This is a genomic window from Mycolicibacterium rutilum (assembly GCF_900108565.1).
Lineage (GTDB): Bacteria > Actinomycetota > Actinomycetes > Mycobacteriales > Mycobacteriaceae > Mycobacterium > Mycobacterium rutilum.
Map to the genome: position 1 here is coordinate 2,641,988 of NZ_LT629971.1, position 20,837 is coordinate 2,662,824.

General features: G+C 68.7%; 20 protein-coding genes and 1 pseudogene. 12 read left to right on the forward strand and 9 right to left on the reverse strand.

What is annotated here, in order from left to right:
• The 4 genes from eno to BLW81_RS12925 are packed head-to-tail and all read left to right on the forward strand — an operon-like array spanning position 1 to position 3,426.
• Positions 1 to 1,290, forward strand: a complete 1,290-nt coding sequence (eno, locus tag BLW81_RS12910; RefSeq protein ID WP_083407521.1) for a phosphopyruvate hydratase — start codon at positions 1 to 3, stop codon at positions 1,288 to 1,290.
• Positions 1,291 to 1,305: 15 nt separating this feature from the next.
• Complete coding sequence (locus BLW81_RS12915; protein WP_083407522.1) at positions 1,306 to 2,004, forward strand: FtsB family cell division protein; 699 nt, start codon at positions 1,306 to 1,308, stop codon at positions 2,002 to 2,004.
• Positions 1,997 to 2,491: a DUF501 domain-containing protein gene (locus BLW81_RS12920; protein ID WP_083407523.1), complete on the forward strand. Its 495-nt coding sequence runs from the start codon at positions 1,997 to 1,999 to the stop codon at positions 2,489 to 2,491. Before BLW81_RS12915 ends, BLW81_RS12920 begins: the two co-directional genes overlap by 8 nt.
• Positions 2,488 to 3,426 carry a Ppx/GppA phosphatase family protein gene (locus BLW81_RS12925; RefSeq protein ID WP_083407524.1) on the forward strand — a complete coding sequence of 313 codons (939 nt, stop codon included), beginning with the start codon at positions 2,488 to 2,490 and terminating at the stop codon, positions 3,424 to 3,426. Before BLW81_RS12920 ends, BLW81_RS12925 begins: the two co-directional genes overlap by 4 nt.
• A gap of 3 nt (positions 3,427 to 3,429) precedes the next feature.
• Here the strand turns inward: BLW81_RS12925 and dosR are convergent, their stop codons facing one another.
• Positions 3,430 to 4,080, reverse strand: a complete 651-nt coding sequence (gene dosR, locus BLW81_RS12930; RefSeq protein WP_083407525.1) for a hypoxia response regulator transcription factor DosR/DevR — start codon at positions 4,078 to 4,080, stop codon at positions 3,430 to 3,432.
• 50 nt (positions 4,081 to 4,130) lie between these two features.
• Complete coding sequence (locus BLW81_RS12935) at positions 4,131 to 5,129, reverse strand: Acg family FMN-binding oxidoreductase (RefSeq protein WP_083410505.1); 999 nt, start codon at positions 5,127 to 5,129, stop codon at positions 4,131 to 4,133.
• A gap of 92 nt (positions 5,130 to 5,221) precedes the next feature.
• Here BLW81_RS12935 and BLW81_RS12940 point away from each other — a divergent pair, with 92 nt between their 5' ends.
• On the forward strand, positions 5,222 to 6,076 hold the full coding sequence (locus BLW81_RS12940; RefSeq protein WP_083407526.1) for a universal stress protein: 855 nt from the start codon (positions 5,222 to 5,224) through the stop codon (positions 6,074 to 6,076).
• A 46-nt stretch (positions 6,077 to 6,122) separates the two neighbouring features.
• Complete coding sequence (locus tag BLW81_RS12945; protein WP_197680367.1) at positions 6,123 to 7,838, forward strand: sensor histidine kinase; 1,716 nt, start codon at positions 6,123 to 6,125, stop codon at positions 7,836 to 7,838.
• Positions 7,839 to 7,840: 2 nt separating this feature from the next.
• Here the strand turns inward: BLW81_RS12945 and BLW81_RS12950 are convergent, their stop codons facing one another.
• The 6 genes and pseudogenes from BLW81_RS12950 to BLW81_RS12975 all read right to left on the reverse strand — a co-directional run.
• Positions 7,841 to 8,290 carry a pyridoxamine 5'-phosphate oxidase family protein gene (locus BLW81_RS12950; protein ID WP_083407527.1) on the reverse strand — a complete coding sequence of 150 codons (450 nt, stop codon included), beginning with the start codon at positions 8,288 to 8,290 and terminating at the stop codon, positions 7,841 to 7,843.
• Positions 8,291 to 8,295: 5 nt separating this feature from the next.
• Complete coding sequence (locus tag BLW81_RS12955) at positions 8,296 to 9,696, reverse strand: WS/DGAT/MGAT family O-acyltransferase (RefSeq protein WP_083407528.1); 1,401 nt, start codon at positions 9,694 to 9,696, stop codon at positions 8,296 to 8,298.
• Positions 9,697 to 9,744: 48 nt separating this feature from the next.
• Complete coding sequence (gene fdxA, locus BLW81_RS12960) at positions 9,745 to 10,101, reverse strand: ferredoxin (protein WP_083407529.1); 357 nt, start codon at positions 10,099 to 10,101, stop codon at positions 9,745 to 9,747.
• Between the two features lie 78 nt (positions 10,102 to 10,179).
• Positions 10,180 to 10,599 carry a DUF4383 domain-containing protein gene (locus BLW81_RS12965; RefSeq protein ID WP_083407530.1) on the reverse strand — a complete coding sequence of 140 codons (420 nt, stop codon included), beginning with the start codon at positions 10,597 to 10,599 and terminating at the stop codon, positions 10,180 to 10,182.
• Positions 10,600 to 10,665: 66 nt separating this feature from the next.
• Positions 10,666 to 11,142: a DUF4383 domain-containing protein gene (locus BLW81_RS12970; RefSeq protein ID WP_083407531.1), complete on the reverse strand. Its 477-nt coding sequence runs from the start codon at positions 11,140 to 11,142 to the stop codon at positions 10,666 to 10,668.
• Between the two features lie 273 nt (positions 11,143 to 11,415).
• Positions 11,416 to 13,296: pseudogene (locus tag BLW81_RS12975) on the reverse strand (propionyl-CoA synthetase); the annotation flags it as partial.
• Between the two features lie 38 nt (positions 13,297 to 13,334).
• Between BLW81_RS12975 and BLW81_RS12980 the strand changes: the two are divergent.
• The 5 genes from BLW81_RS12980 to BLW81_RS13000 all read left to right on the forward strand — a co-directional run bounded on the left by BLW81_RS12980 (position 13,335) and on the right by BLW81_RS13000 (position 19,834).
• Positions 13,335 to 14,198 (forward strand): alpha/beta fold hydrolase, encoded by an 864-nt coding sequence (locus BLW81_RS12980; RefSeq protein WP_083407533.1) that lies wholly within the window; start codon positions 13,335 to 13,337, stop codon positions 14,196 to 14,198.
• Positions 14,199 to 14,268: 70 nt separating this feature from the next.
• Positions 14,269 to 15,801: an HNH endonuclease signature motif containing protein gene (locus BLW81_RS12985; RefSeq protein WP_157897684.1), complete on the forward strand. Its 1,533-nt coding sequence runs from the start codon at positions 14,269 to 14,271 to the stop codon at positions 15,799 to 15,801.
• 57 nt (positions 15,802 to 15,858) lie between these two features.
• On the forward strand, positions 15,859 to 16,635 hold the full coding sequence (locus BLW81_RS12990; RefSeq protein ID WP_083407535.1) for an SDR family NAD(P)-dependent oxidoreductase: 777 nt from the start codon (positions 15,859 to 15,861) through the stop codon (positions 16,633 to 16,635).
• Positions 16,632 to 18,227, forward strand: a complete 1,596-nt coding sequence (locus BLW81_RS12995) for a phytoene desaturase family protein (RefSeq protein ID WP_083407536.1) — start codon at positions 16,632 to 16,634, stop codon at positions 18,225 to 18,227. Before BLW81_RS12990 ends, BLW81_RS12995 begins: the two co-directional genes overlap by 4 nt.
• Complete coding sequence (locus tag BLW81_RS13000; RefSeq protein WP_083407537.1) at positions 18,224 to 19,834, forward strand: RecQ family ATP-dependent DNA helicase; 1,611 nt, start codon at positions 18,224 to 18,226, stop codon at positions 19,832 to 19,834. Before BLW81_RS12995 ends, BLW81_RS13000 begins: the two co-directional genes overlap by 4 nt.
• Here the strand turns inward: BLW81_RS13000 and BLW81_RS13005 are convergent.
• The gene (locus tag BLW81_RS13005; RefSeq protein WP_157897685.1) at positions 19,815 to 20,096 is read right to left on the reverse strand and encodes an intersectin-EH binding protein Ibp1; all 282 of its coding nucleotides are present in this window, start codon (positions 20,094 to 20,096) and stop codon (positions 19,815 to 19,817) included. The genes BLW81_RS13000 and BLW81_RS13005 overlap by 20 nt on opposite strands.
• A 38-nt stretch (positions 20,097 to 20,134) precedes the next feature.
• Here BLW81_RS13005 and BLW81_RS13010 point away from each other — a divergent pair, with 38 nt between their 5' ends.
• Positions 20,135 to 20,782: an SDR family oxidoreductase gene (locus BLW81_RS13010; protein WP_083407539.1), complete on the forward strand. Its 648-nt coding sequence runs from the start codon at positions 20,135 to 20,137 to the stop codon at positions 20,780 to 20,782.
• The last annotated feature ends 55 nt before the right edge of the window (positions 20,783 to 20,837 follow it).

Sequence of the window (20,837 nt, forward strand, 5' to 3'; positions counted from 1 at the left end):
GTGCCCACTATCGATCAGGTCGGAGCCCGAGAGATCCTCGACTCCCGCGGAAACCCGACGGTCGAGGTTGAGGTGTTGCTGGGCGACGGGTCGTTCGCCCGCGCCGCGGTGCCCTCGGGCGCCTCGACGGGTGAGCACGAGGCCGTCGAACTGCGCGACGGCGGCTCCCGCTACGGCGGCAAGGGCGTCGAGAAGGCCGTCGAGGCCGTGCTCGACGAGATCGGTCCCGCGATCATCGGCCTGCAGGCCGACGACCAGCGGCTGGTCGACCAGGCGCTGCTCGACCTCGACGGCACCCCGGACAAGTCCCGGCTGGGCGCCAACGCGATCCTGGGCGCCTCGCTGGCGGTGGCCCGGGCCGCCGCGCAGGCCGCCGACCTCGACCTGTTCCGCTACGTCGGCGGCCCCAACGCGCACATCCTGCCGGTGCCGATGATGAACATCCTCAACGGCGGCGCGCACGCCGACACCGGCGTCGACGTGCAGGAGTTCATGGTGGCCCCGATCGGCGCGGCCTCGTTCAAGGAGGCGCTGCGGTGGGGCGCGGAGGTGTACCACTCGCTGAAGTCGGTGCTCAAGAAGCAGGGGCTGGCCACCGGCCTTGGCGATGAGGGCGGCTTCGCCCCCGACGTGGCGGGCACCAAGGCCGCGCTCGACCTGATCCTGTCGGCGATCGAGGCCACCGGGTTCAAGGTCGGCTCCGACGTCGCGCTGGCCCTCGACGTGGCCGCGACCGAGTTCTACACCGACGGGCAGGGCTACAAGTTCGAGAACGAGGTCCGCTCCGCCGAGCAGATGGGCCAGTTCTACGCCGGCCTGCTCGACAGCTACCCGCTGGTGTCGATCGAGGATCCGCTGTCCGAGGACGACTGGGACGGCTGGGTCGCGCTGACGTCGGCGATCGGCGACCGCGTGCAGCTGGTCGGCGACGACCTGTTCGTCACCAACCCGGAACGGCTCGAGGAGGGCATCCAGAAGGGCGCGGCGAACGCGCTGCTGGTCAAGGTCAACCAGATCGGCACGCTGACCGAGACCCTCGACGCCGTCGCACTGGCCCACGCCAGCGGCTACCGCACGATGATGAGCCACCGCAGCGGCGAGACCGAGGACACCACGATCGCCGACCTGGCCGTCGCGGTCGGCAGCGGCCAGATCAAGACCGGTGCGCCCGCGCGCAGCGAGCGCGTCGCCAAGTACAACCAGCTGCTGCGCATCGAGGAAAACCTCGGCGACGCCGCCCGCTACGCCGGCGACCTGGCGTTCCCGCGATTCGCCGTGGACGCGAAGTAACCAGTGAAATAGCCCGTGCCCGAAGCGAAACGGCCCGACCCCAGGCGTCGGTCACCGACCTCCCGACCCGGCAAGTCGGGTAAGGCCGGTGACGCCGGGAAGGGCCGTCCACGCACCGCGGCGCGGCGCAGCACCGAGTCGAAGGCACCCCCCGAGGTCTCCGACGCCGAGGCGCAGCCGAGCGACACCAGCGTCGTCATCCGCCGCGCGATCACCGAGTCGGCAGAACAGCAGTCCGAGCAGCGGTTCGGGTCCGCGGCACGGCGCGCAGCGATCCTCGCGGCGGTGGTGTGCGTGCTGACGCTGACGATCGCCGGGCCGGTGCGTACCTACTTCGCGCAGCGCACGGAGATGCAGCAACTCAAGGCGACCGAGGAGCAGTTGCGGGCACAGATCGCCGAACTCGAACAGCAGAAGGGCAAGCTGGCCGATCCGGTGTTCATCGCCGCGCAGGCCCGCGAACGCCTGGGTTTTGTGATGCCCGGCGAGATTCCGTACCAGGTGCAGCTGCCGCCGGAGGCGATCGTGCCGGGCGGGCCGGACGAGGAGCCGGTGCCCGTCGACGACGGCCAGCCCTGGTACACCGCGCTGTGGCACACCATCGCCGATGAGCCGCACGGGATTTCGCCGGCACCGCCCCCGCCCGGCCCGCCCGCGCCCGGCCCGCCCGGCGCGCCCGGCGCGCCCCTACCCCCGCCTCCGCCCGGTGGTTGAGCAAGCCGATCTCGACGCCGTCGCGAGACAACTCGGCCGGGAGCCCCGCGGTGTCCTCGAGATCGCCTACCGCTGCCCCAACGGGGAACCGGGTGTCGTCAAGACCGCGCCGAAACTGCCTGACGGAACACCGTTTCCGACGCTGTACTACCTGACCCATCCCGGGCTGACCGCGGCGGCCAGCCGACTGGAGTCATCGGGCATGATGCGGGAGATGACCGAGCGGTTGCGCGAGGATCCGGACGTGGCCCGCGCGTACCGGGCCGCGCACGAGTCGTACCTCGCCGAGCGCGACGCGATCGAGTCGCTGGGCACCACGTTCTCCGGCGGCGGCATGCCGGACCGGGTCAAGTGCCTGCACGTGCTGATCGCGCACTCGCTGGCCAAGGGTCCGGGGGTAAACCCGTTCGGCGACGAGGCGCTCGCGGCCCTGGCCGACGATCCGGCGATGGCGGGCATCCTCGAACCAGAAAGGTGGAAGCCATGAGCAGGGTCGCTGCCGTCGACTGCGGGACGAACTCGATCCGCCTGCTGATCGCCGACCGGGCCGACGGCGGATTGACCGACGTGCACCGCGAGATGCGCATCGTGCGCCTCGGTCAGGGCGTGGACGCCACCGGACAGTTCGCGCCCGAGGCCATCGACCGCACGAAGGTCGCGTTGCAGGCGTACGCCGACCTGATGCGCCGCCACGAGGTGAGCGCGGTGCGCATGGTCGCGACGTCGGCGACCAGGGACGCCGCCAACCGGAACATCTTCTTCGAGATGACCGCGAACGTGCTCGGCGACGTGGTGCCCGGTGCGGTCGCCGAGGTGATCACCGGCACCGAGGAGGCCGAGCTGTCGTTCCGCGGGGCGGTCGGCGAATTGGACCCGGCGGCAGCGCCTTTCGTGGTCGTCGACCTCGGCGGCGGGTCGACCGAGGTCGTGCTCGGCGGCGCCGATGTCACCGCGAGCCATTCCGCCGACATCGGTTGCGTGCGGCTCACCGAGCGGTGCCTGCACTCCGATCCGCCGACGGCGACCGAGATCGCCGCGGCCCGCGACGTCGTGCGGCAGGGGTTGGCCGACGCCTTCCGTGCAGTGCCGGTCGAGCAGGCCCGCACCTGGGTCGGCGTGGCGGGCACCATGACCACGCTGGCGGCGCTGGCGCACCGGATGGCGGCCTACGACTCGGACGCGATCCATCTGTCGCGGGTGCCGTTCGCCAGGCTGCTCGAGGTCTGCGACGAGCTGATCGCGATGCCGCGGGCCAGGCGCGCCGTGCTCGGGCCGATGCACGAGGGCCGCGTCGACGTGATCGGCGGCGGCGCGATCATCGTCGAGGAGCTAGCCGACGCGTTCGCGCAGCGCGCCGGGCTCGACGAACTCGTCGTCAGCGAACACGACATCCTCGACGGCATCGCGCTCTCGATCGCCTGACGGTCAGTCGGCGGGGCGGTGGCGCGACTGCTCGAGTTTCGAGATGAAGACGGCGGCCTGCGTGCGGCGCTCCATCCCGAGTTTGGCCAGCAGCCGCGACACATAGTTCTTCACGGTCTTCTCGGCCAGGAACATTCGCGCGGCGATCTGCTTGTTGGTCAGACCCTCGCCGAGCAGGTCCAGCAGCACCCGTTCCTGCTCGCTGAGGCCGGCCAGCGGATCCGTTTTGTCGGCCTCGCCGCGCAGCTTGGCCATCAACGCCGCCGCGGCGCGGTTGTCGAGCAGTGACCGGCCGGCTCCGACGTCCTTGATGGCCTTGGCCAGCTCCATGCCCTTGATGTCCTTGACGACATAGCCGCTCGCACCGGCGAGGATGGCGTCCAGCATCGCCTCGTCCGAGGTGAACGACGTCAGCATCAGGCAGCGCAGGTCCGGCATCCGCGAGAGCAGGTCGCGGCACAGCTCGATGCCGTTGCCGTCGGGCAGCCGGACGTCGAGCACCGCGACGTCGGGTTCGAGGGCCGGGATCCGCGCCATCGCCTCGGCCACCGAACCGGCCTCGCCGACCACCTCGAGTTCGGCGTCCTCGCCGAGCAGTTCGATGAGCCCCCGCCGGACCACCTCGTGGTCGTCGACGAGGAACACCTTGACCATCCGATGCCCTCCTGCGTCCGGGCTTCCACCATACGGTCCGGCAGCGGGACTCAATGCCGACTCGAGTTTCGTACCTCCAGCACTTCGCTGAGCGGTCGCCTCGGTGTCGCGGGTGGGTGCTGCTCGATCGCCGGCGCCGACCCGACCCGAATCAGCAACTGCGGTGTGGTCGCCCGGCCGATGAGGCACGCTACGACCTCGCGGCTGGCTGCCAGCTCGGTGACGTGCGACAGCGTGCACGTGGCCAGTCCGGCCACTGTGGCCTCCAGTAGCACGGCCGACAGCATTTCACCGCATTCGAGGACGCTGGCCCGGTCACTGTCCCGGGTCGAGAGCACGACGACCTTGGACCTGTCCGTTCCGTAGGTCCGGCGGCGGTCTCGCTCATCGAGCGGCATCGGGAACCTGCGCCCGATGTCGACGCGATCGCCCTCGGCCGCAGTCGGAAGCTCGTTCCTCGGGATGCCCTGCGTCGCCGCGAACGGCGCTGTCCACCACTGCAACTCCTCGTGGTAGGACGAATCGTAGAAGCGCAGCGACTCGGTGAGCCGGGAGGCTTCGACCAGTTCCGGACGCAGCTCGTCGGCGATGACGTCGAGGTGCACCGCATCCGAGGTGATGGTCTGATGCAGAAGCTGCTCGACGGCGCCCCAATCCGCCGGCGCTGAGAACGGCAGACGGTCGGTGCGGCGAATCATGATCGCATCGGCGCGCCGGCCGTGCACGTCGGTGAGGGGCTCGAGTGGCGTGAACCTGAAGGTCGCCAGGTGCGTCGTGTCGTTCGGGTCCGGATAACGGTCGACGTCCGCGGCCCAGCCTGCGGCGGCCATGGCCACTCGAAAGTGATCCAGCACGGCTCCGCAGGCCAGCAGCGCTTCGCGGCCGGACCGGTCGGTCGAGTAGAGCACCCGCGTCTTGTCGAGGAACAGGTGAACGGTGTCGCCGTCGATGGCCCAGCGCCAGGGCTGGGTGTTGTGCAACGACGGTGCCCGGCACGCCACGCCGACAGCCTTGACCAGCACTTCAGTCTCTACGGCACAGCCATTCATGTCTTCATCCTCGCCGTGCATCGTCGGCGGCAACAGGGCCAATGGTCCCTCCAGTCCTTCTCTCGCACCGGCGAGCAGTGCAGCATGGACCCATGCCGTCGCGTGCACAGAAAAGCAGGGGGATCGTCGTCGGGGTGGACGGGTCGCCGTCGTCGGAGGCCGCCGTGCGGTGGGCCGCGCGGGATGCCGCGCTGCGCGACGTGCAGCTCACGCTGGTGCACGCGGTCACGCCCGCCCTCGGGTCGTTCCTGACATTCGATGCGAATCCCGACGTCGACGCGAACCTCCTCGAGCGCGCCACGCAACTGGCCCGCGACACCGCCGGAACGGGTTTGCGGATTGCGGTGGAGGGGGTTTCGATCGCGCCGGCGCAGGCGCTGTTGCAGATGTCCGATGACGCCGACCTGGTGGTGGCCGGCCGCCGGGGGATGAGCAGACTCGCCGGCGTCCTGCTGGGCTCGGTGAGCATGGCGCTTCTGCACCACAGCCACTGTCCCGTCGCGGTCATCGCGGGTGACGCTGCCGCGGTCGACGCGCAGGCACCCGTCCTGGTCGGCGTCGACACCTCGTCGGCTTCCGACGAGGCGGTCGAGTTCGCGTTCGAGGAGGCGTCCCGACGCGGCGTCGCGCTCGTCGCCGTACATGCGTGGTGGGGTCCCGGGGCGTTCGACTTCGCCGGAACCGATTGGGAGGCAATATGTCCCGAGGTCGAGAACAACATCGAGCGGCATCTCGACCCGTGGTCCCAGCGGTATCCGCACGTTCAGTTGCGGCGCGTGGTCGTGCGCGACGAACCGGCGCGGGAGATCTCCGAACGGTCCGGGGACGCGCAGCTGGTGGTCCTCGGTAGCCGGCGCCACGGTGAGATCGCCAGCGCGCTACTCGGCTCGGTGAGTTCGGCGGTCGTGCAGGCGGTCCAGTCGCCGGTGATCGTCGTCCGGTCGTGACGTCATTTTGCGGCTCGCCGAAACGGCGAGATGGCACGATGGGCCTGTGACGCAGTCGATCGACTCCGGCGACGAGTTCAGCGCACGCCCGCTGCGGGACACGCTGTCCCAGTTGCGGCTCCGTGAGCTGCTCGTCGAGGTTCAGGACCGGGTCGAGCAGATCGTCGAGGGCGGGAACCGGCTGGACGGCCTGGTCGACGCGATGCTGGTGGTGACCTCTGGCCTCGAGCTCGACCAGACCTTGAAAACGATCGTGCACACGGCGATCGAGCTGGTCGACGCCCGCTACGGCGCGCTTGGTGTGCGCGGGCACGACCACGAACTCGTCGAGTTCATCTACGAGGGCATCGACGAAACCCTGAGGGACCAGATCGGGCACCTTCCGGAGGGGCGTGGCGTCCTGGGCGTGCTGATCGACGAGCCCAAACCCATTCGGCTGGAGAATATTTCGCATCACTCGGCGTCGGTGGGCTTTCCGCCGCATCATCCGCCGATGCGCACTTTCCTCGGGGTTCCGGTGCGCATCCGCGACGAGGTGTTCGGCAACCTTTATCTGACTGACAAGGTCGACGGGCTGCCGTTCAGCGAGGACGACGAAGTGCTGGTGCAGGCGCTCGCCGCTGCGGCCGGTATCGCGATCGACAACGCCCGCCTCTACGAACAGGCCAAGGCCCGGCAGTCCTGGATCGAGGCGACCCGCGATATCAGCACCGAACTCCTCTCCGGCACCGACCCGGCGACGGTTTTCCGGATGATCGCCGACGAGACCCTGCAGCTGAGCGGCGCGGAACTGACCTTGGTCGCGGTCCCGGCCAATCTCGGCGCGCCGACCGAGGAGGTCGACGAACTGGTGGTGGCGGCGACGGCGGGGACCACACCGCAGCGTCCGGTGCGCGCAGTGCCCACCGAGGGCACCGCGATCGGGGCGGCCTTCCTGCGCCGCACGCCTGGCCGGTTCGACAGCCTCGAACTGGCGCCGGACATCAGCGCGACCGGTCCCGCGCTGGTGCTACCGCTGCGCGCGTCGGACGCGGTCGCCGGCGTCCTGGTGGCTGTGCGGCCGAATGAGAGCCCCCCGTTCACCGTCGACGAACTCGACATGATGGCGGCGTTCGCCGACCAGGCCGCGTTGGCGTGGCAGCTGGCCACCACGCAGCGGCGGATGCGCGAACTCGACGTGATCAGCGACCGCGACCGGATCGCGCGAGACCTGCACGACCATGTCATCCAACGGCTCTTCGCGGTGGGACTGGCACTGCAGGGCACCATCCCCCGTGCCCGCGAATCCGAGGTGCAGCAGCGGCTCACGAACTGTGTCGACGACCTGCAGAGCGTCATCCAGGAGATCCGCACCGCGATCTTCGACCTGCACGGGGGCGGCGCGGGGATCACGCGGTTGCGGCAGCGTCTCGAGGAGGCCGTCGCGCAGTTCGCCGGCTCGGAGCTGCGGACGACGGTGCAGTTCTCCGGCCCGCTGTCGGTCATCGATGCGCCGCTGGCCGACCATGCGGAAGCCGTTGTGCGCGAAGCGGTCAGCAATGCCGTGCGGCACGCGCAGGCGACCACCGTCGCGGTCGACGTGACCGTGGGCGACGACCTGTGCATCGAGGTCGTCGACGACGGCTGCGGGATCGGCCGCGACGTCACCCGCAGCGGACTCACCAATCTCGGCCGACGTGCCGACGACGTCGGCGGGGAATTCTCGGTCGAGGCCGCGCCGTCGGGAGGCACCCGGTTGTTCTGGCGGGCACCGCTGCCCTGAGTTCAGGACCTGCCGGCGTCGACGGCTCCGCAGTACTGCGGGACGCTGCGCCGACGGAACCGGCGTCCGGTCATCGTCTCGGTGCGGATCCGCACGAAGTGATCACGCCGCCCGTCTACCCACGGCTCGACGAAAGTCCCTGACAACTCGACGAGTTCGTCGATCTCGGTGATCGGTTCGGCGTGCCCGACGACGGTCACACTCCAGCCGTCCCGCAGATCCGGGTCCAGCTCGTCGGCCTCGAACGCGACGACCTGATGATTGGTGGCGGCGGCCAGTTTCGGCCCGCCAGCGACCCGGATCACGAGGTCATCGCGCCACAGCCGGAAGTTGACCGGCTGCACCGCGGGCAGGGCGTCCTCGGTGAACACCAGCCGGCCCACCCGCACGTGCTGCAGCAGGTCCAGACATTGTCTGCGATTGAGGGTTTCGAGCGCTCGGCCCTTGGTCATATCGATCAGCCTCCTTGTACCAAAGCGAGAGTTCCTGCCGGTGTGCTGCGCCAGTGACCGGTGCTGAGCTCGGCCAGTCTCTTGACCGCGCGTTCGATCCCGACCGCGAGTTCGTCGACGTCGGGCGTCGCGTCGTAGTCGCCGATGATGCCGAACGCGAGGTGGTCGGCGTAGCTCAGAATGGCGATGCCGGTGCGCAGTTGCAGCGCCAGCGGCGGGATCGGGAGCAGCCGGATGACCTCGCGGCCCAAGACCTTCATGCGCCGGCGCGGGCCGGGCACGTTCGTCGCCAGCGTCACGACGCCACGCTGGGGGAGCCGGGTGAGGGTGCGTACCGCCCAGGCGGTGATCGGGAACGGGATGGCATTCGCGGCGGAGATCAATACGTTGCCCGCCTGCCGCTGGCCGCTGCCCTTGGCTCTGGTCATCCGGGCATGCACGGTCTGCAGCTGCTGGATCGGATCGGACTTCTCGACGGGCAGGAACGGCAGCATCACCGAGACACGGTTGTCGGCTCTATCCGCCGCGTCGCGGGATCGCACCGAAACCGGCACCAGCGTCCGCAGCGAGGTGCGGTGCGGTTGTTCGCCGCGGCGAAGCAGCATCGTCCGAAAACTATCGGTAATCGCTGCCAGCGCAACATCGTTGACTGTGACGCCGAACCGCTGACAGATCGTCTCGACGTCGTGCAGGGACACCTCGACGGTGGCGTAGCGGCGCATGTCGGTGACCGGGCCGGTCAGCGAGGAGGTGGCCGCCGGACGGAGCAGACCGCCGGCGAGGTCGAGCGCGCCGTGCAGGGCTTGCGCCGTGGCGGACGTCACCCCGCACGAGGTCCGCCACGCCGTGGTCAGCCAGTCCATGGGGTTCAATGTCAGTGCGGGCAGGCGCGGGCCTCGCGGAGCCGTCGGCGCTTCTGGCTCGAATGCGCTGTCCGAGAACCCATCACACAGACGGCTCAGCAGGTGCGTGGCGGCCACCCCGTCGGCGATGCAGTGGTGGATCTTGATCAGGATCGCCCACCGGTTGTGCGCGAGGCCCTCGACGACCCAGCACTCCCACAGTGGCCGGTCGCGGTCCAGCCGATGCTCCATGACGTCGGCGGCCCACCGGAATAAGGCGGCGTCGTCTCCCGGCCGCGGCACGGCCGCCCGGCGCACGTGGTGCGAGATGTCGAGGGAGTCGTCGTCCACCCACTGCGGGGCGCCCAGGTCGAGCGGCTGGGTCCGCAGAATCTGCCGGAAGCGTGGTACCGACGTAATGCGGTGGGCCAGTTCCGTGGTGAGCGTCTCGAAGTCCGGCATCGGACCGGCCAACACGGCGATCGCGCCGATTGCCAAGCTCACGTGCCGGTCGGCGCCCTCGGCCTGCAGGAATCCCGCGTCCAAGGTGGTCAGCTGCTCCATGACTTCACTGTCGTCCGGACGGTCACGTGCCAGAAGAGGCTTAGGTCCTCAGTTCGCGGGGCCATCGGCGGGACGCGTGAACGCGGCCACCAGCGGTGTGTCGGCGCCGACCGCCCCCAGCTTGGCCGCACCACCCGGCGTGCCGAGCGGCGTGTCGCGGCCGGGCAGGATCTCGGCGAAGAACGCCGCGTTGTCGGCCAGATGCCGACGTTCGCCGTCGGGCAGGTCGGTCTCGAAGTAGATGGCGTCCTCTTCGCAGGCCACCTTGCAGGCGCCGCAGTCCACGCACTCGTCGGGGTTGATGTAGAGGGACCGGGCGCCTTCGTAGATGCAGTCGACCGGGCATTCCGGCACGCAGGATTTGTGCATCACGTCCACGCAGGCGCTGCTGATCACGTAGGTCATGGCCGCAGTGTAGGAATCGTGGGGGCCGCTCGGCGCGGGCCGAAGGCCGTCGCTTCGTGGGACCAAAGTCCTTCCGCGTCAGGCCCGAATCCGCCTGCGGCGCTTCGTCGGATCGTGCTGCCCGGCCAACGTCAGCCCGAGAATGATCATGACGACCCCGAGCGCGAACGGCAGCCAGCCCCACGGTCGCGCGGCGATCAGCCCGTACGCCCACAGCGCCAGGTAGACGACGCCGCTGCCGAGGAAGTAGGCCCGCGCCATCGCATAGGTGCGGGCCATCGCCAACCCGAGCGCGCCGATCACCAGGTTGACGATGTTGTGCGACACCGACACCGCGAACAGGCCGAAAAGCCTGGCTCCGGACTCGTGGCCGAGCCAACTCAACCGGTCGTAGTCGGAGGTGATGCCGGGGATGAAGCCGAGCACCCCGATCAACAACAGTACGGCGCCGACGATCAGCGCCGCGGCCTGCACGGCCATGTAGCGGGGGGCTGCCATCGTTCACCTCCGTCCGTTATTGACGGACCGGTTACCCGGCTGGCCGGAGGGTTAACCGCAAACCGCTCAGCGGTTCAGCGGCGTGTTTGCGTCGATCACGCGGCGCGACAACAACACCCCGAGCGCGATCATGCCGAGACCGAGGAACAGGTGCAGCCAGTTGTCCGCGGTGTTCAACGGCACGAAGTTCGCCGCGCTGTCGTGGTCGATCACCAACCCGTACAGCCACAGCACCAGGTAGACGGCGCCGCCGCCGATCAGGTAGGCACGCGCACCGCTGAACGTGCGGGCCAGCAACAGCCCGGCGACGCCGAAGAGCAGGTGCACGATGTTGTGCAGGATCGACACGTTGAAGAGGCCGAGGAGAAGAGCCTCGGAGTGGTGGCTCGCGAACGTCATGGTGTCGTAGTTCGTCGTGATGCCCGGGATGAATCCCAGGACGCCGACCAGCAGGAACACCGCGCTGACGGCGAGTGCCGCCTTCTGCACAGGGGAGCCGTATCGAGTGACGGCCGTCGGACCCGACGGCTGACTGCTGACCATCGTCGTTCCTTTCGCTCAAGGGGTGAGCACTGTGCTACCCCTCGAGTTACGGAACAAACGCGGCGAACTACTTTCTGACGTTGCAGTTCGGCCGGTTACCGCAGTGGTGGCCGGATTCGCAGGCGTTGCAACGGCAGCTGCAGCCACTGGGTGCCTTGACGGGAGATATACGCATCGCTGTTCAACTCCTATGTTGACGCGCCCGCGTATGACCGGGCGATCTCGCACCCTCGAATATATGCCGATCCGCCGATGTTTCGGGCCGGTTGCGGCCTACCCGCGCGAGCCGTGCAGGATCGGCTTCAGCTTGTCGAGCACCGTCGGATCCTCGATCGTCGACGGGACGGGCTCGTCCTTCCCGTGCGCGATCCCCCGCATGGTCTTGCGCAGGATCTTGCCGGACCGGGTCTTCGGCAGCGCGGGCACGATGTCGACGATCTTGAAACACGCTACGGCGCCGATGTTCTCGCGCACCAACGTGACGAGTTCGTCGGCCAGGCCCTCGGTCGAAGCACCCGACTGGAGCACCACGAAGCCGCGCGGCACCTGGCCTTTGATGTCGTCGTTGACGCCGATGACCGCGCATTCGGCGACTGCGGGGTGCGTCGCGAGCACTGCTTCGATGGATCCGGTCGACAACCGGTGGCCGGCCACGTTGATCACGTCGTCGGTGCGGCCCATGACGAACAGGTAGCCGTCCTCGTCGAGATATCCGCCGTCGCCGGTGAGGTAGTACCCGGGATATTCGCGGAGGTACGAGTTCTCGTACCGGGCGTCGTCACCCCACAGCGTCGGCAGGGTTCCGGGCGGCAGCGGAAGCCGGATGCAGATCGCGCCTTCCTCGTTCGGCTCGCAGGGGGAGCCGTCGAGCCGCAGGATTCGCACGTCGTAGCCGGGCATCGGCACCGTCGGGGATCCGGGTTTGATCGGCAGCGGGTCCAGTCCCATCGGGTTCGCGGCGATCGCCCAGCCGGTCTCGGTCTGCCACCAGTGGTCGACGATCGGGATGCCGAGTTTCTGCGCCGCCCATTCGTAGGTGTCGGGATCGAGTCGCTCGCCGGCCTGGAACAGGTACTTCATCTTCGACAGGTCGTAGCGGCCGAGGTGCGACGCGTCCGGGTCCTCCTTGCGGATCGCGCGCAGGGCCGTCGGCGCCGAGAACAGCGCCTTGACGCCGTGTTCGGAGGCGACCCGCCAGAACGCACCGGGATCCGGGGTGCCGATCGGCTTGCCTTCGTAGAGCACCGTGGTCGCACCCAAAAGCAGTGGCGCATAGACGATGTAGGAGTGTCCGACCACCCAGCCGACGTCGGACGCGGTCCAGAACACGTCGCCGGGCGCGATGTCGTAGATGTTGCGGATGCTCCACAGCAGCGCCACCGCGTAGCCGCCGTTGTCGCGGACGATGCCCTTGGGCTTGCCGGTGGTCCCCGACGTGTAGAGCACGTAGAGCGGATCGGTCGCCGCGACCGGCACCGGGTCGACGGGCGCGGCGGAGGCGACGTCGTCCCAGTCGAGGTCGCGGTCGGGGTGGAGTTCGCAGGGGTGACGGTCCCGCTGCACGATCACGCAGACGCGGGGCGGATGCTCGGCCATCTCGAGCGCGGCGTCGAGCATCGGCTTGTACTCGACGGTGCGGGTCGGTTCGATGCCGCAGGATGCAGACACGACGACCGTGGCCTGGGCGTCGTCGATGCGCGCGGCGAGTTCGTGGGCGGCGAACCCGCCGAACACCACCGAATGCACCGCGCCCAGTCGAGCGCACGCCAGCATGGCGATGACGGCCTCGGGGATCATCGGCATGTAGATCACCACGCGGTCGCCCTTGCCGACGCCGAGCGCGCGCAGGCCGCCCGCGAACTTGGCTGTGCTGTCGAGCATTTCGCGATAGGTGTAGGTGCGTTGGGTCCCGGTGACGGGTGAGTCGTAGATCAGCGCCGGCTGATCGGCGCGGCCGTTGTCGACGTGGCGGTCCAGTGCGTTGGCGCAGGTGTTGAGTTCGGCGTCGGGGAACCATCGATAGAAGGGCCGATTCGAGTCGTCGAGGATCTGCTCGGGCGTGCGGGTCCACGTCACCGCCTTGGCGGCATCAGCCCAGAAGGTCGCGGGATCGGCGATGCTGGCGTCGAAGAGATCTCGGTATCCGGCCATATCGGCACGGTAGCGCGAGCGCCGGTCTCTATAGTCCGTTTATGACTGCCGGTCCACCGCCGATTGCCGGCGCCCGACGATCCTTCGTCGACGCGCGCGGGGTGCGGTTCCACGTGACGGAGGCCGGACCTGCCGACGGGCGCCCGGTGCTGGCGCTGCACGGCTGGCCCCAGCACCACTGGTGTTACCGCGATCTGCTGGCCGACCCGCCGCCGGGGTTACGGATCATCGCGCCTGACCTGCCGGGGTACGGATGGTCCGGGCCGGCTCCGCACCGGTGGGCCAAGGACGACGTTGCCGCTGACGTGCTGGCGCTGCTCGACGCGATCGGTCTCGAGCGGGTGCTGCTGGTCGGTCACGACTGGGGTGCCTACGTCGGATACCGCCTGGTGTTGACGGCGCCGGAGCGGTTCGACGGCTATCTGACGATGAACATGGCGCATCCCTGGGTCAGCCCGCGCACGATCGCGCCGCACCTGTGGCGGCTCTGGTACCAGGTGCCGCTCGCCGCGTTCGGCGGGTTCGCGCAGCGTCGCACTGATTTGGTCGCCCGGGTGTTTCGCATCGGGTCGGACCTCGACCGGGAGACGGCGAAGGTGTACGTCGACCGTTTCCGCGATCCCGTCGTCGCACGCGCGGGCCGCGATACGTACCGGACGTTCCTGCTGCGCGAATTGCCCGCCGCAGGGATCGCGCCGAAGCCGCCGCGCGCGACCGTGCCGATCCGGTGCCTGTTCGGCGAGCGCGACAGCGCCGTGCATCCGTCGCTGGTCGACCCGGCGACGGCCGACGCCGACGATTACAGGCTCGAGTTGGCCGACGCCAGTCATTTCATCGTCGACGAACGCCCGGAACTGGTCCGGGCGGCGCTGATCGCGCTCGCGGACGAGACTTCACCGAAATAACTTCTGCCACTTTGGTTCCGGGCGTCACATACGGGGTCATGTTGTCGGTGGCCGGGTTTAGTCTCGGGTCATGGGATTCGAACGTATGTGTGAAGCGCTTGCGGTGATTCGCCGCGAGATTGCGGTGCTGCGTTCTGAGCCCCTCGATGGCGCGTCGACTGCTGAGTTGTTGGCGTTCGCCGCTGATTGGGAGTCGTTGGTCCGGTCGTCGGCGACGGTGGAGCACCGCGTGGTGGCGCAATTGATGCGGGCACCGGCAGAGGAGTTGGGCGTATCCAGCGTCGGTAAGGCGTTGCAGACGTTGTTGAAGATTTCGCCGACGGATGCCAACCGGCGCGTCGGTGAGGCTGCGGATCTGGCGCCACGGATGGCGATGACCGGTGAGGTGCTCGCCCCGGTGTTGGCCAACACCGCGGCTGCCGTGGCCGACGGCCGGATTGGCTCCGAGCAGTTGCGGCTGCTCCGCAAGTTCTTCAACAAGCAGATTCCGCCGTCGGTGAGTTTCGATGTGCGTGAGCAGGCCGAAAAGCACTTGGCGGATGTGGCGGGCACGCTGAATCCGGCAGGGCTGGAAAAGGCGCTCGAGCACATGGTGACCGTCTTGGAAGAGCACTTCGAGTTCCGTGAGCATGAGCGTCGCCGCAAGACGGGGATCTGGTTCGGTCCGCAGGATCGCGATGGGATCAGTGAGATCCACGGCGCAGTCGATGCGCCGACCCGGGGGTGGATCGAGGCCGGGTTGGCCAGCTACGCCGCTCCGGGACAAAACATGCCCGACGCCGACCCTGCCCCGCCGGCCGAGCCTGCCCCGCGGCCCGAACCTGCCCCGCGGCCCGAACCTGAACCCGACCCTGCCCCGTCGGCCGAGCCTGCCCCGCAGCCCGAACCTGAAGCACTGGATCCAAGTCCGTCGGAGGAGTTGGCCCTGCGCGACACCCGCACGCGGGCGCAGCGCAATCACGATGGGCTGGGAGCGATGTGTCGTGATCTGCTGGCTTCAGGCAAGGTCGGCAGTCATAACGGGTTCCCGGCGACCATGGTGATCACCGCGACGCTGCAGGACCTGCAGGAGGCCGCGGGGTTCGGGGTGACGGCGGGCGGGACGTTGGTGCCGATGGCCGACGTGATCCGGCTGGCCGCTCAGGCCCATCATTACCTGGCGGTGTTCGACAAACACACCAGCGAACCGCTGTATCTGGGCCGGGCTAAACGGTGCGCGTCCACGGCGCAGCGGTTGATGTTGTTCGCCCTGGAGCGGGGCTGCACCCGCCCGGGCTGCACCGCCCCGGCCTATGAGACTCAGGTGCATCACGCGGTCGCCGACTGGGCCGATGGCGGGAGCACCGATATCACCGCGCTGACGCTGGCGTGTCCGGACGACAACCGCTCGGTCAAGCCCGGCGGGTACCGCACGCGGAAACGTAGAGACGGCCGCACCGAATGGCTGCCTCCACCACAGCTGGACACCGGCCAGGCCCGGGTCAACAATCACCACCACCCCGAGCGCTACTTGATCCCCGATGACGGCGCCGGCGAGAACGCCGACGATGACGACGGCGGCGAAAGACCCGACCCCAGCGACCCTGACCGCGACGCCAGCTGACGCCGCGGAGCACCACCACGCGCGTTTGACAGCAGCCTCGTCGGGTAGCCCGCGGGCATGGCACAAGGACGACCTCTCGCGCTTGTCACGGGCGCTTCCAGCGGAATCGGATTCGAGCTGGCAAAGCTGTTCGCCGACGACGGATACGACCTGGTGATCGCCGCCGACGACGACGCCATCCACGCCTGCGCCGAAAAGCTCAGGAGCGGTGCCGGGGAGGTGCGGGCGGTGCAGGCGGACCTGCGCAAGCCCCAGGACGTGGACCGGCTCTACCGCAGCGCCACCGAGAACGGCCGCCGCATTGAACTGGCCGCACTCAATGCCGGCACTGGCGGCGGCGGACGCTTCGTCGATCGCGGCCTCGAAGAGGACATGAACACGATCGATCTGAACGTCAGGTCGACGACGCATCTGGCCAAGTTCGTGCTGCAGGACATGGTCAGCGCGAACTCCGGCAAGGTGCTGTTCACTTCGTCGGTCGCGTCGATGATGCCGGGCTCGCTGCAGACGGTCTACAACGCGACGAAGTCGTATGTGCAGTCGTTCGCCGAGGCGCTGCAGGACGAACTGCGCGACACCGACGTCACGATCACCTCGCTGATGCCCGGTCCGACCGAGACCAACTTCTTCCGTCGCGCGGGCATGCTGGACACGCTCGTCGGCCGGATGCCCAAGGACGACCCGGGCAAGGTGGCCAAGCAGGGCTACGAGGCGCTCAAGCGCGGCGACAAGAAAGTCGTTGCGTCGTCGCCGCTTTCGAAGGCGATGGGCGTGATGAACCGGGTGATGCCCGACTCGGTCAAGGCCGTCTCCAGCAGGCTGATCTCGAAGTGAGCATCCCGACCACGGCCGACGCCGTGGTGATCGGAGCCGGCCACAACGGTCTCGTCGCCGCGGCGATGCTCGCCGACGCCGGCTGGGACGTCGTGGTGCTCGAAGCGCAGGAGCAACCCGGCGGCGCGGTGAAGAGCGCCGAACTGTTCCCCGGCTACACCAGCGACCTGTACAGCGCGTTCTATCCGCTGTCGGTGATGTCGCCCGCACTGAAGGCGCTGCACCTCGAGGACCACGGCCTGTGCTGGTCGCACTCACCGGCCGTCGTCGGGCACGCCCGCGATGCCGAGGACGACGACGCGCCGGTGATCTGGCACGAACTCGACCGCACCGTCGCCGATCTCAACCGCCGCACACCCGGCGACGGCGACCGCTGGCGCGACCTGTTCAACCAGTGGCGCCGCATCCGGGAACCGCTGCTGGAGACATTGTTCGCCCCGTTCCCGCCGGTGCGCGGAGCCGTCGGGTTGCTGCGCGAGCTCGGCACCGCCGACGCGCTTCGCCTCGCGCATCTGCTCTTGCTGCCCGCCGGAGTCATGGCCGAGCGGCTCTTCGACGGCGAGGCAGCGCGACTTCTGTTGCTGGGCAACGCCATGCATGCCGACGTGCCGATCGACGCCCCGGGAAGCGGCGTCATGGGCTACATGCTGATCATGATGGCCCAGGACGGCGGCTTCCCGGTACCCGTCGGCGGCGCCGGACAACTGACGGCCGCTCTGGTCAACCGCGCCACCTCCGCGGGTGCCCACATCGAATGCGGCCACGAAGTCGAGGCGATCGACGTCCGCGGCCGCCGCGCCGTCTCCGTCCGTACGACTGGCGGCGCCTCGATACGCGTGCGCCGCGCGGTGGTCGCCGACACCTCCGCTCCCGCCCTGTATCAACATCTGTTGCCGGCCGACGCCCTTCCTGCGTCGGTGCTGCAGGACTTCGACCGGTTCGTCTGGGACACCCCGGTTTTGAAGATCAACTACGCGCTCGACGCGCCGATCCCGTGGCGGTCCAAGAGCCTCAACGACGCCGGCACCGTCCACCTCGGCGCCGACCACGACGGGCTGATCCGCTGGATGGCCGACCTGAACACCGGCACCGTGCCGCTGCACCCGTTCCTGCTGTTCGGTCAGATGACCACTGCCGATCCCAGCCGCTCACCGGCAGGCACCGAAAGCGCCTGGGCGTACACGCATCTGCCGCGCGGTGTGGACGACGACGCGTCGGCGGACCAACTGTCGGCCGCCGTCGACATGGTGCTGGAGAAACACGCACCCGGTTTCGGTGAGCACATCGTCGGCAAGATGATCCAGCGGCCGTCCGACCTGCAGGCCAGTGATGCGAACCTGCATGCGGGCGCTGTCAACGGCGGTACCTCACAGTTGTTCCAGCAGTTGATCTTCCGGCCGATACCCGGCTTCGGCGGCGCGGACACCCCGATCGAGAACGTCTACCTCGGCAGCGCGGGCGCGTCGCCGGGCGGGGGAGTGCACGGCGTGTGCGGCCGCAACGCCGCCCGGGCCGCGCTCGGCGGTGACGGACGGCTGGGCTGGCCGCGCCGCCAACTCAACCGCGCGGTCTTGTCGATGCTGACCCGGTGAGCGACGCCGATCGACTGCGCGACGCAGCCGCCGACGTGTTCGGCTGGGATGAGCTGCGCCCCGAACAACTCGAGGCGATGACCGGGATCCTCGCCGGTCGCGACGTACTTGCCGTCATGCCAACGGGTTCGGGTAAGTCGGCGATCTACCAGGTGCCCGCGGTGCTGTTGCCGAAGCTGGTGATCGTCATCTCGCCGCTGATCGCGTTGCAGCACGACCAGATCGCCGCGCTCGAGGAGAGCGACGCCCCGGCCGCGGTCGCGGTGAATTCGCGTCAGAGCGCGAAAGCGCTTGACCGGGCGTGGGCGGCGATCGACGACGGCGATGCGCGCTATGTGTTCCTCGGTCCCGAACAACTCATGAAGGACGACGTGCTCAAGCGTCTCGCGGCGACCGAGCCGTCGCTGGTCGTCGTCGACGAGGCGCACTGTGTTTCGGCGTGGGGGCACGAGTTTCGCCCCACGTATCTCCGCGTCGGCGATGCCATCGAACGGCTGGGCCGGCCGCCGGTCGCCGCGCTGACCGCCACGGCGTCGGCGGTGGTGCGTCGCGAGATCACCGACTTCCTCGGGTTGCGTGAGCCGATCGTCATCGCCGGCGGCTTCGACCGTCCGAACATCAGCCTCGACGTGCAACACCACACCGACGAGGGACACAAACGCGAGGCCGTCGTCGACACGGTCGCCGAACTCGCCAGACCCGGCCTGCTGTACTGCGCCACCCGCAAAGACACCGAGGACTACGCCGCAGCGCTGGTCAAGCGGGGTCTGAAGGCCGTCAGCTATCACGCGGGCCTGAACACCAAGGAGCGCAACGACGTTCACGACCGTTTCCGCGACGACGAGGTCGACGTCGTCGTCGCCACGAGCGCGTTCGGGATGGGCATCGACAAGCCGAACGTCCGCTTCGTCGTGCACGCGTCGATACCCGACGCGGTCGACTCGTACTACCAGCAGATCGGCCGAGCCGGACGCGACGACGAACCCGCCGACGCGATCCTCTTCTACCGCGCCGAAGATCTGACGCTCGGCAACTTCTACGCCACTCGCAACCCGGACGAGGAGCTGCTCCGGCGGGTCTACGAGACGCTCGACGAGCGGAAAGCCAAGCGGATGAAGCGCCTTCGCGACGAACTGGACGAACGGGGCCGTCGGCTCACCGCCGCGGTCAACCTGCTCGAGCAGGCCGGCGCGGTGGAGTCGACGCGCACGGGTTTCGTCAGCGCCGGTGTGCCTGCGGACGTCGCGGTCCGCCGCGCGGTCGACATGGCCGAGATCGGCGAACGCGTCGACAAGACGCGCGTCGAGATGATGCGGTCGTACGCCGAGACCCCGGACTGCCGCAGGCAGTTCCTGCTGGCGTATTTCGGCGACCAGTTACCCGAGCCGTGCGGCAACTGCGACCGGTGCCGCGAGCACACCGCCACCGATCGGGGCGAGCCGGCCATCGCGGCGGGCACGGCGGTCGAGCACAAGGAGTGGGGCGCGGGCACGGTGCTGGGCGGGGACCCTGAGCGGATCACCGTGCTGTTCGATCTCTACGGATACCGCACGCTCGACGTCGACGCCGTGCGCGAGAACGAGGTGCTCAGTATCCCGGGGTGTTGACGTCCTCGAGTTCTTCCAGCTCAGGGGACGGCTGGAACGGCGTGGGCGTCGCTGGCTCCGCGAGGCCACCGGTGTTGGGCACCAGGTAGGGAACGCAGGCGCCGGTGTAGAGGTCGCCTTCCTCCCCGGTGGCGCAACCCGAGTCCTGAGCGGCCAGCTCAGCTGGCGAGAGCAGGACGGGCGCGATGCTGGGCAGCGACGCGGCGACGGTGAACGCGCCGGCGATGATCAGGTTCCGAGCGGACAGCATTGGAGTTCCCACGCGGACAGTATTGCCTACTACGCGGCTACATTGGGGTTATGGCGCGGATCCTGATCATCGGCGGTCACGGCAAGGTGGCCATGCATCTGTCCAGAATCCTGACCGAGCGCGGTGACGAGGTGACCTCGGTCTTCCGTAACCCGGACCACTCCGAGGAAGTGCACATGACGGGCGCGCGGCCGTTGGTGGCCGACATCGAACAACTGGATACCGACGCGCTGGCGCAACTGTTGGCCGGGCACGACGCGGTGGTGTTCTCCGCAGGAGCCGGTGGTGGTAACCCGGAGCGCACCTACGCCGTCGACCGTGACGCGGCCATCCGGGTGATCGACGCGGCCGGGCAGGCGCAGGTGCCGCGGTTCGTCATGGTCTCGTACTTCGGAGCCGGACCGGATCACGGTGTGCCGAAGGAGAATTCGTTCTTCCACTACGCCGAGGCGAAGGCGGCGGCGGACACTCACTTACGGGCCAGCGATCTGCAGTGGACGATTCTTGGCCCGGGCGGCCTGACGCTCGAGCCGGCGACCGGTCGCATCGCGGTCGGTCCCGATGCCGCCAAGGGGCAGGTTTCGCGCGAGGACGTCGCGCTGGTCGCCGCGGCGTGCCTGGCCGACGATTCCACCGTCGGGCGGACCATCGAGTTCAACAACGGCGACGTGCCGATCAATGAGGCGATTCACGGTTGAAATCGGTAGGTTGCCGAACGTGGGTTACCCGCACGCTCCGACCCGTCGAAGCGGT

What these genes read in the sequence shown, in the direction of transcription:
- BLW81_RS13010 (WP_083407539.1), top strand. Translation starts at nt 20,135, where the DNA reads ATGGCGCGGATCCTGATCATCGGCGGTCACGGCAAGGTGGCCATGCAT.
- BLW81_RS12935 (WP_083410505.1), bottom strand. Translation starts at nt 5,129, where the DNA reads ATGAATGGCTGTGCCGTAGAGACTGAAGTGCTGGTCAAGGCTGTCGGC.
- fdxA (WP_083407529.1), bottom strand. Translation starts at nt 10,101, where the DNA reads ATGACCTACGTGATCAGCAGCGCCTGCGTGGACGTGATGCACAAATCC.
- BLW81_RS12950 (WP_083407527.1), bottom strand. Translation starts at nt 8,290, where the DNA reads ATGACCAAGGGCCGAGCGCTCGAAACCCTCAATCGCAGACAATGTCTG.
- BLW81_RS12965 (WP_083407530.1), bottom strand. Translation starts at nt 10,599, where the DNA reads ATGGCAGCCCCCCGCTACATGGCCGTGCAGGCCGCGGCGCTGATCGTC.
- BLW81_RS12940 (WP_083407526.1), top strand. Translation starts at nt 5,222, where the DNA reads ATGCCGTCGCGTGCACAGAAAAGCAGGGGGATCGTCGTCGGGGTGGAC.
- dosR (WP_083407525.1), bottom strand. Translation starts at nt 4,080, where the DNA reads ATGGTCAAGGTGTTCCTCGTCGACGACCACGAGGTGGTCCGGCGGGGG.
- BLW81_RS12985 (WP_157897684.1), top strand. Translation starts at nt 14,269, where the DNA reads ATGGGATTCGAACGTATGTGTGAAGCGCTTGCGGTGATTCGCCGCGAG.
- BLW81_RS12970 (WP_083407531.1), bottom strand. Translation starts at nt 11,142, where the DNA reads ATGGTCAGCAGTCAGCCGTCGGGTCCGACGGCCGTCACTCGATACGGC.
- BLW81_RS12990 (WP_083407535.1), top strand. Translation starts at nt 15,859, where the DNA reads ATGGCACAAGGACGACCTCTCGCGCTTGTCACGGGCGCTTCCAGCGGA.
- BLW81_RS12925 (WP_083407524.1), top strand. Translation starts at nt 2,488, where the DNA reads ATGAGCAGGGTCGCTGCCGTCGACTGCGGGACGAACTCGATCCGCCTG.
- BLW81_RS12955 (WP_083407528.1), bottom strand. Translation starts at nt 9,696, where the DNA reads ATGGAGCAGCTGACCACCTTGGACGCGGGATTCCTGCAGGCCGAGGGC.
- BLW81_RS12980 (WP_083407533.1), top strand. Translation starts at nt 13,335, where the DNA reads ATGACTGCCGGTCCACCGCCGATTGCCGGCGCCCGACGATCCTTCGTC.